The organism is Paramuribaculum intestinale (assembly GCF_003024925.1).
Lineage (GTDB): Bacteria > Bacteroidota > Bacteroidia > Bacteroidales > Muribaculaceae > Paramuribaculum > Paramuribaculum intestinale.
Map to the genome: position 1 here is coordinate 1 of NZ_PUED01000094.1, position 10,166 is coordinate 10,166.

Genomic DNA, 10,166 nt, shown 5'->3' on the forward strand with positions numbered 1-10,166 from the left:
ATATTTTTGCTGCACAACCAAAAATATGTGTGCCAAAAAATCGAATGCGACCTACCCACAAACGGGGGCGATATGCTGATAACCGGCTACTTTTACCGCATCAGGCTATAGCACGCCCCGAAATGCTATGACCTCCTCGTGAACTGGCTGATCACGCCCCTGAAGATATCGGTTGGTGGTCGAGATGTCAGTGTGCCGGGCTTGATCGCGCGCAACTACAATACCTGCGGAGTTGGCAAGATCCCGGATCCCGGAATCTTTGAGCGAGTAAAACTGATAACATGGCGACCATCCGAGCGTAGAGCGCAGTTTGCACCATTCGCGCGAGAACAGATTTTTGTCTCCGATAGTTGCAGAGGGTCTTAATCCTGGTCCAAAAATGTACATGCCGCCGGGATAGTCAAACAGACCGAGGTCGAGCATCAGGGTCAGGATCTCGCGATTGATGGCAACGTTGGCGTCGCGCTTGTTTTTCGAGATCTCACCACTGACGAAGATCTGCATGTCTTTAACGCTGATATCGTTGATGCGGATATGGCGCAGCTCACCGGGCCGAATGAAAGTGTAATACTCCATACGGCAAGCGAGGAGCATCCACTTGTCGTGCTCCGACAAGTAATCGTTAAGACGCCTCAACATCGACTTGGTCAACGGCTGGCGTTTTTTTGCCGAAACCGTCAGATTTTTGATAGGATCCACAGGGTTTGACTGGATGAAATTCCTGTCGACGAAAAAAGTAAACAGCGATGAAAGGAAGCCGCGGTAATTATTTCTGGTTCGCGCTGTCACACCTTGTTTTAGGTACAGTTTATCGAGGTATGTAACCAACATCGACGTGGTGATTTGCCTGACCTCCCTCGAACGCCGCGACAAGCTGTCAAGATATGCCTCAAAAAGTTTTAGGAAACTGAGGTTAGTTTTGATCGATTTCTCTTTTTGTTGTCGCTGCACATGCTCTTTGTAGAGGGCAAACGCATCTTTTAATAGGATCGGTGCTTCTTTTTGCTCGACAATCTGCCACGGAGTCCATCCTGTCCTCAACAAATTGACGATACTGACGATTAACTCTGTTGCGTATTGGTGACGCTGAATTTTGCTTTTTATGGTATTAAGATTGTACTTTTTTCGGCGCATCTGACCTGTGGCCGGATCGAGCGCATAAAAATCAACATACCATGATTTGCCGGTATGGAGCTTCGGATATGTATATCCGAGAGGATAGGACTGAGATAACAATTTTAATGCTTCAAAATGACACATTTTTTTTAGACATTTCTTGCGGAAACATCAAACATGACACATGTAGCGATATAATTTACTGTCCCGATTTCGTCCCAGTAAAAAGGGGAAATCTCCTTAAGCGTTGGCTTAAAGAGATTTAGGACAATTTTGTGGCGGGAACAGGACTCGAACCTGTGACCTTTGGGTTATGAGCCCAACGAGCTACCACTGCTCCATCCCGCGATGTTGTTGTTTTGTGAGTGCAAAGGTATGAAGTTATTCGACAACCACCAAATATATTCATAAAAATCTTGTGTTAATATATATTAAATCATTAATTCTCATCCATATAAACCAAGCATTTGCATTTTGATCGAAGTTTTTAGGTTGAAATCAAGGATAAATGCATATTTTTGCGACATAATACGACACAAACAACCCTGCGGGACTCCCCCGCGACAATCAGATGAACATTCTCACCAGATTCACGCTGCAGTATGCAGCATCAATACTGCTTGCCGTCTCAGCCACCGGATGCTTCACAGGCATAGAGAGCACACCCAAAATCACGGCAAACGAAAAAGATCTTGCCAAGATCAGTGGCGGCGAAAGCAATCTGCTTTCCGATATAAAGGGTGAACCGATAGAAGAGTGGAAACCGGGCAAACGGCTGTATGTCACCGACAACAAGGCATTGATGCTGTTTGGCGAGGAGAATAATTCCGGCTCACTGCAGGGTGAATATCTGATATATGACGGTGTGGAGAAAGTGCTCACCATCACGGGTCAGGAGGTAGCCGAATTCAGATTCCACACCGCCGACGGACGCAAGATGCGCTATCGCAGCGGGCACTCTCCGGAAGAGATCAGCCGTATCGGTTCGGTTGCCATTCCGCTGACGATCGAGGAGACGATAGTCGATGAGGTGAGACGTCGCCTCAAGGGGTCGACATTCTATATCATGACCTCACTGTGGTATGACATGAACGAGCATTCGTTCAACGGCAGAAAGTTCATCCCTGTCAAGATACTCGACGTGAAGGAGGGAAACACGATATATCCTGTCAGACTGCTGATCGACGACGGCAACGGCTACAGGTTTCAGCTATTTATGTCGGTCGGCGACACGCGCAAAGCTCCCCGCAGCTTCGCGTCGCTGCTGTCGGAAACCGATCCGAGGCTGAAATATCCCGACACACCCGACGCTGTCTGGAACAATATCATCAATGGCCGGGTGGCGATAGACATGACGCGCGACCAATGCCGGCTGGCGATCGGGTCGCCCGCAGAAATCAAACGACGCACCGACAACAATTACCTCATAGAGATATGGTCCTATGAGAATGGCCATTATCTGATGTTTAAGGACGGCATACTGAGTGCCTACAGATGACCGACTGGAAACTGACGTTTCTCGGCACCGGCACTTCTACAGGTGTGCCGCAGATCGGATGCCGATGCGGAGTGTGCTGTTCTGCCGATCCACGCGACCACCGTCTGCGCACTTCGGCTCTGCTCGAAGCCAATGGATACAATCTGCTGCTCGACTGCGGCCCCGACTTCAGGCAGCAGATGCTACGCTGCGGATCCCCACGCATTGACGCCGTGGCCATCACCCACAGCCATTACGACCACACCGGCGGACTCGACGACCTGCGTCCGTATGCCTACGGCGACAGCCCGCTGCCCATACACTGCAGCAAGGATGTGGCTCACGACATCACCCAACGACTCCCCTACTGCTTCGGCATGACCGACTATCCCGGGGTGCCGCGGCTTCGCACATCGGTATTCCGGCCATACACGACGTTCAGATCCGGACCGCTCGACATCATGCCGCTCGACATAGACCACGGACGGATGATGATCAGCGGATTCCGCATCGGTCCCGTCACATACATCACCGACTGCCACACGATGCCGCCTGCCACACTCGACGCCATCAAAGGCACGGAAACGCTGGTGATAAACGCACTGCGCATCGATCCACACCCCACACACATGAACCTCCAGCAGGCTATCGACGTTATTAATGCAGTAAGACCACAAAAGGCCTATCTGATCCACATGAGCCACCATTTCGGACTCCATGCCGATATGGCTCCGACGCTTCCGCAGGGGATAGAGATAGCCTACGACGGCCTTCAGATCACTGCGACAACAACTCAAACCTGCATAGAACTATGAAAGTAACGTATTTGGACAACAGCGGATTTGCCATCGAGCTCGACAAGGCGATCCTCGTGTTTGACTACAGCAACGATCCCTCACACTCTCTCCACAAGATACTCGACCGCAACCCTCTGCTCCCTGTAGTGTTTCTGGTCAGCCACAATCATGAGGGACACTACAACACCGGAATCTATGAAATGGCTCAGAACCACACACGGTATTATGTGATCTCGAATGATGTTCCCGCCAAGGAGATACCATCCACGCTCGACGTGGCCGGAGTGAGCGCCGGCGACACTATCGACACCCTGCCCGACGGCATCACCGTAAAAGCATATCCGGCCACGTGCAAAGGAGTCAGCTTCATGGTGACTACAAAGTATGGCATGAATATATTCCATGGAGGCGATCTGAGCACGCTCCAGATACACCACTGCCACAAAGATGACGCGAAAAAACACCACGACCCACAGGTGGAATTCGAAAAAGCACTCAACCGCATCGCTTCCGAAAACCAGAGTGTGACCGTTGCCATGATAGCCGTTGATCCGCGGGCTGGCGAAGGCTATACCGACGCGGCAAGCCGGTTTATGGAAAAAATAGATGTCAGCCACTTCTTCCCCATGCACTTCGAGGGACGACACGATGAGGCGTGCGACTTCATCTACGTGCCGAGCTCCACCACCCGCAACCACTGCCTGAAGTCGCCGGGCGATTCGGTCATGATCGAGTGAATGCCATCACATCCGCATCTTGATGCGGAAACAATCACAGCCCCGGTATCGGATTTCGTGAGTCCGACGCCGGGGCTTTTAACTACATTACGCAACATATACCCCCCCACTTTTTTTGCCTGCTCGGACAGCAAAAAGACAGACGGAATGTCATCCGACATTCCGTCTGCAAATGTGATAATATTGCTCTCTTCAATTACAATTTGCTATTTGCAATAAATGTTTCTTCTTATGATTTGGTATAGATTGCTTTTTATTATCTAAGCGATCCGCTTTGATGTTTCATTAAATTTACGATGCAAATTTAAGTCGCACATACTACACCGGTCTTACAATTATATTACATTGTTGTTACAATAACACTATTGTATCTTTTTAACATTTCAAGGTGCTAAAGTAACTATTCAGCGAATCGAACACAATCAGCTCGGTCAGCAACAATTTTAGAATAATTCTCTGAGTATCATCAAAATAATAGTGGTTTTGTTTGTGTATGTCAGATAAAATTGCTATCTTTGTATCTGTGAAACAACAGGTTAACGACATAAATTCAACTTTGGCAGGGCTATTGTCTGAGCTGAAGGAGTTACGGGGAACTATTGATTCCCTGTATGCCGAAAATCGGTCGCTTAACCGAAATATAGATAAACTACTTAAGGAAAACCTTGAGCTACGCAAGCGGCTGGAGAAGTATGAACAGCTGCCGAAGAACTCCGGCAACAGCAGTACTCCGCCATCGAAAGAACCGATAAAGGCTGAGGTGGAACGCAGAACGAAATCATTGCGGAAGAAATCAGAAAGACCTGTCGGCGGTCAATCCGGGCATGAAGGAACGACACGCAAAAAGGTGGAGATGCCTGACGAAATCCAGGAAGTGTCATCCCGATATTGCAGTGAGTGCGGGCGCGATTTGTCGGGTGTTGAAGGTGAGCTTGATTATGTCAGCCAAGAGATAGACATGCCTCAGATACAGCCAATCTATCGTGAACGCAGATTTTATAAAAAGGTCTGTAGCTGCGGATGTTGCAATCGTGATTATGCACCGCGCCGCAGAGGCGGCAATGCGATTGTATTCGGCAAAAACATACGTGCCATTGCGACCTATCTGAGTGTGGTGCAATGCATGCCTTACGAACGGTTGCAGTCGCTGTTTGAGACAATGTTCAATGTCAGAATCAGTCAGGGAACGCTGGCCAATATCGTCCGTGAGATGCTTGAAAGATCCCGTCCTGCCATTGCCTTGATAGAACGTATGATAAAGGCATCCGCAGTAGTGGGCTTCGATGAATCGGGATGTTACACCAATGGGAAACTCAACTGGTCATGGATTGCGCAGACAACGTATCTGACTCTAGTGTTCCGTGGAGCCGGCCGTGGCGCCAAGGTCCTTGAGGAGCGCTTCGGCGACTCACTGAAGAATATGGTCGCGGTGACAGACCGCCACAGCGCGTACTTCGCCATTGACTTCCTCAACAATCAGATATGTCTGGCTCATCTGCTGAGGAATCTCGAATATCTCAATGATATAGACAAGAAACAGACTTGGGCAAAAGATGTGCAGACACTGTTGCGGGAAGCCATACACCTGAGGAATGAGAACCCCGATGAGGTAATCCCTAAAAACAGTTGGCTGACGAGGCTGGATGAGTTACTCAAAAAGAACCTTGACAGTCTGCGCAAAGAGTTTAATGAGTTGAAACGGGGAATAATCAGATGTCGGGATTACATATTCAACTTCCTTGAGAATCCGGCCATACCATCTGACAACAACGCATCGGAACGAGGAATCCGAAAACTCAAGGTCAAGCAGAAAATATCCGGATGCTTCCGTTCAGAAACCGGTGCCGATGCCTTTCATGCGCTACATTCTATCGCAGACACAGCATGGAAGAACGGGCAATCCCCTCTCGATGCTATATTGGCGCTCGTCTAAACTGACGGGCTATATCTTCGCATCCTTTGTTTTCGCTGAATAGTTACGTGCTAAATTTATTTTTTTAAAAAAACTTAAACCTAACACATTGACTATATTTGTGTTTTAATAAAAAAATGATACAACCGTAAAACTATGTCTACCCACGTTTCAATAAAAAAACTTCTGATCCTGTTAGCTGCGACACTTATGATGCTGCCGGCCATATCTGCCAGCGACAACCATAACTTCGACACCAATATATGTCTGCCGCAGGAAAAGTGTATCTCCACTTTGACAACACAAGCTACTATCATGGCGACAAAATATGGTTCAAAGCATACGTAGTCTTAGCTCCTACCCACGGAATGACGCCATTGAGTCAGACACTATATGTGGAGTTGCTGAACCCCGGTGGCAAAGTCATCGAAAAAAAGACACTCCGCATTACCAACGGCCAGTGTCACGGTGACTTCACTCTCAGTCAACTTCCGTTCTACTCCGGCTACTACGAAGTCAGAGCCTACACGAAATACATGCTGAACTTCGATGACGACGTAGTGTTTTCGCGTGTTTTTCCGATTTTCGACCGTCCGGCAAAAGATGGCGACTACACCGACCGCCGCATAATGAAAAACAGCGGCGTCAAATATGGAACGGAGCGCCCTGCCGTCAAAAAGCCAAAGAAACTCGACGTACGCTTCTACCCCGAGGGTGGCTACATTATTGCCGGGATCCCATGCAGAATCGCTTTTGAAGCGCTCGGACGCAATGGCTCTGTCGACGACTGCAGCGGTATAGTCGTAGAAAGACAGTCAGATGCCGTCGTGGCAAACATGACACCCACAGCCGACGGCAGAGGCGTTTTCACCCTGTTGGCCGCAGAAGGAAAATCATATCAGGCCAAGATAGATCATGATGGCAAGACATACACATTCGATCTGCCGACAGCAAAAAAAGGCGGAATCGGCCTGAGCCTGGACAACACCTCTTCTCCCGATACCGCAGTAGTGACAATCCGCAGACGCTATGACCGCAACGCGCCGTCAATAGGCGTGATATTCAGTTCTCGCGGATATGTATATTCTGCGGGAGACATTGTACTCGACTCGGTATCAGTGTTGAAGATCAACAAGAGCCAGGTACCCTCCGGAGTATCGACAATCACACTCACTGACGCCGACGGACATACTATTGCCGACAGAATGTTTTTTGTTGACAATAGCGATTATGCCACAATCGCCGTCGAAAGCGACAAGCCGTCATATCAGCCGATGGAAAAAGTCGGCATGCAACTGACGGCTACCGACCGGCACGGAAATCCGGTAGCCACCACCCTATCGGTAGCTGTCACCGATGCCGACAATGCGGTAGAAAGCTATTCCGACATACTTTCAGGTCTATTGCTTATGTCGGATATTAAAGGGTATATTGCCAATCCGTCAAGATTCTTCTCCCCTTCCAATCCCGATCGGCAGACACAGCTCGACCTTCTGATGATGACACAGGGATGGCGACGCTACAAGTGGTCCGAATCCAAGGAAAAAGCATTGGCTGACATCAAGTATCCCCCGGAGAGAGGGATCGGAGTCGAAGGCCAGATCGTATCATTTGTCAAAAAGAAACCCAAGCCGGGCGTAAAACTCACGGCCGCATTGCTTGAAAGAGAAAAACACGAAGGCGACACCACACGACTGTCGATGGTCAGATCTATCGAATCAGACAGCTGCGGACAGTTTGCTTTCGCCTGCGACATCACCGGAACATGGGATCTGATCATGTGGTCGGAAGAGAATGGCAAAAAGAAAGACCACCGCATCATTTTCGACCGTAAATACGCTCCGACACCGAGAGCATACCGTCAGGAAGAGCAGAATCTGGTGATTTCCGGCGACGACAGCATTGCCGACAACCTGCAAGCAGATACCGGACAGACCGAAGACGATGATCAGCCGGAGGATCCGGTGAGATCAGAAACGCCCGACGGAGAAAGGCTGCTGAGCCTTGACGAAATCGTTGTCAAGGGTAAACGCAATTCCAGAGAAGCCGACATACTGCGAAACCGCTCAAAGTCGGTGGCATATTACGACATGGGCCGGGAACTCGACGACATAGCCGATGACGGCAAATATATCGGACAGGATCTGCTCGCGGCATTGCTCAACATCAATCCCAACTTCCGACGGCAGATAATGCCATCGGGAGAAGAGGAAATTCTTTACAAGGGAAAAAAGACGCTTTTTGTCATCAACTACGAACGATCATATTTCACCGACTCGGTCCGTTACCGCAATATTTATCTCGAATCGATCAAATCGATCTATATCAACGAAGAGAGTGCCATAAAACTCAAGTATGCCGATCCGATCCTTTCGATTATGGATATTGACCGCTACGGATGCGTGGTGTTCATCGAAACCGATCCTGCCGTACCCGTACCGCCGGGCACACGGCGGACCGTGATCGACGGCTATGCCGTTCCGGCAGAATTTTATCATCCCGACTACTCTGTGATGCCTGAAGAAAATGACTACCGGCGCACGCTATACTGGAATCCCGATCTTGCGACCGACGCCGACGGCAAGGCAAGGCAAAGATCGAATTCTACAACAATGCCACTTGCCGTAATATGTCGGTCGACGCACAGGGAATCACGGCCGATGGCGTGATATCGACATCGGCCGTCAGGTAGCCCCGATTGATCAGGCCGGCCACTCTCCGGCCATCTACAACCTATGAAGCTTATATGATACGGGTTAGATATAGCTGATTTTTACCCCACGCTTCTCATTATCCTTCCAGCGATCGATATCAGCCTGGCTTATTCTTGGCAGTTCGATGCATTGATTTATATAGTCGCCGCCTTCTGTAGGCTTGTAGACACCATTGGCCTCAAACATCTCCGGCGTGTCAAACTTTGCGGCCGAAGCATCAAGAAATTCATCTTTTGTCACCTCCATGTAGCCGGCATCAGTCTTCACAAAGTAGGTGTTGACATAGCTGATGGTGCGGGGGCAGGCCACCGCTACGACCGTGGTGTGCTGTGCGATATCTTCGTAGAGCGTATCGGAAATCTTGTCGTAGAGAAACGACACTGTCATACCCATTAGATTCTCACCATGCTGCTTGAATGCATCTTTATATACGCCGGGGAGATTGGATATTGTCCAAAGGTGGTCTTTCCGAGCGCATGTCACGGAATAAGGATCATTCTGGCGATAGCGTACAAAGTCGGTTTCATAGCCATCCTTACACCATTCTTCACCCGGTTCCCGCCGATTATACGGTATGAATACATGCGGCATATCAAGAATTCTCTCTACCTTGACAGGATCTGTGATTCTGTTGCCTTTGGCATCAAGGCATATATGTTCGAGATACGTAATGGCAGAGTATGGATATAGCTGCTCTTCGCCACGCGGATCCAATGCGGGGTAATGCACGCTGTAATAAAACATCGACTGACTATAATACCGCTCATCACCTTTTGAGTGGATACGGGTAGTGTAGAGTGGCACCTTGGGGCCGTTCGACGACAACATCATCTGCCCAAGAGGTGATTGCTTGCTCTGATCAGGACCTATATAGCCCATTTCAAGTTCATAAAGTGTTTTGTAAAGCCATTCGGGTATCTCAGTCTGACCTCTCGACCCCACCGGCTCATCACCCTCCGAAGAGCAACTCCATGCTGTCATGACTGCCAATGCGCATGCCAAAACCGCGGCAAATAATTTAACTGTTTTCATAATCATAATTAACTGTAAGTATTCAAATTTACGTGATAGTGACTTTTTCCGAATTAATTAACATCAAAACAAGCATCGCTTCATAATGACTCCGATAACGACAACAAAGATCAGTACTGAATTCTTCATGGGATATTGTTTATTGATATTTTGTTTTGGAATAGTCAAGCAGACGATACGATGTGACACTTGGCAAATTTATAATTTTTTTTAGTTAAAAACAATAGCAATACTAAAAAATACATATCCAATTGACACGGCTCTTTCATTTAAGATTTCGTCTCATTCTCGACAAATGTGTTATTTTATAGCGAGAGCAGTACGGGCGGAGAGGCTTTAACCTCTGATTTTCAAGAAAATAAGTGTAATGAAAATTTGGCC

7 protein-coding genes and 1 tRNA gene are annotated in these 10,166 nt (G+C 48.5%); 5 read left to right on the plus strand and 3 right to left on the minus strand.

What is annotated here, in order from left to right:
- Positions 1–105: 105 nt before the first annotated feature.
- Positions 106–1,260, minus strand: a complete 1,155-nt coding sequence (locus C5O24_RS08070) for a tyrosine-type recombinase/integrase (protein ID WP_107681684.1) — start codon at positions 1,258–1,260, stop codon at positions 106–108.
- Positions 1,261–1,392: 132 nt separating this feature from the next.
- Positions 1,393–1,464: transfer RNA gene (locus tag C5O24_RS08075), tRNA-Met, on the minus strand.
- 223 nt (positions 1,465–1,687) lie between these two features.
- Here C5O24_RS08075 and C5O24_RS08080 point away from each other — a divergent pair.
- The 5 genes from C5O24_RS08080 to C5O24_RS08100 all read left to right on the plus strand — a co-directional run bounded on the left by C5O24_RS08080 (position 1,688) and on the right by C5O24_RS08100 (position 8,708).
- Positions 1,688–2,614: a hypothetical protein gene (locus tag C5O24_RS08080; protein WP_107036780.1), complete on the plus strand. Its 927-nt coding sequence runs from the start codon at positions 1,688–1,690 to the stop codon at positions 2,612–2,614.
- On the plus strand, positions 2,611–3,408 hold the full coding sequence (locus tag C5O24_RS08085) for an MBL fold metallo-hydrolase (RefSeq protein ID WP_107036781.1): 798 nt from the start codon (positions 2,611–2,613) through the stop codon (positions 3,406–3,408). The genes C5O24_RS08080 and C5O24_RS08085 overlap by 4 nt, the downstream gene beginning before the upstream one ends.
- Positions 3,405–4,127: an MBL fold metallo-hydrolase gene (locus C5O24_RS08090; protein WP_107036782.1), complete on the plus strand. Its 723-nt coding sequence runs from the start codon at positions 3,405–3,407 to the stop codon at positions 4,125–4,127. Before C5O24_RS08085 ends, C5O24_RS08090 begins: the two co-directional genes overlap by 4 nt.
- Positions 4,128–4,650: 523 nt before the next feature.
- Positions 4,651–6,060 (plus strand): IS66 family transposase, encoded by a 1,410-nt coding sequence (gene tnpC, locus C5O24_RS08095; protein ID WP_170067073.1) that lies wholly within the window; start codon positions 4,651–4,653, stop codon positions 6,058–6,060.
- 242 nt (positions 6,061–6,302) lie between these two features.
- A complete protein-coding gene (locus tag C5O24_RS08100; RefSeq protein ID WP_107036783.1) occupies positions 6,303–8,708 on the plus strand; it encodes a hypothetical protein in 2,406 nt (801 codons plus the stop codon).
- A gap of 87 nt (positions 8,709–8,795) precedes the next feature.
- Here C5O24_RS08100 and C5O24_RS08105 read toward each other — a convergent pair whose 3' ends face one another.
- The gene (locus C5O24_RS08105; protein ID WP_107036784.1) at positions 8,796–9,734 is read right to left on the minus strand and encodes a hypothetical protein; all 939 of its coding nucleotides are present in this window, start codon (positions 9,732–9,734) and stop codon (positions 8,796–8,798) included.
- Between the last annotated feature and the right edge of the window lie 432 nt (positions 9,735–10,166).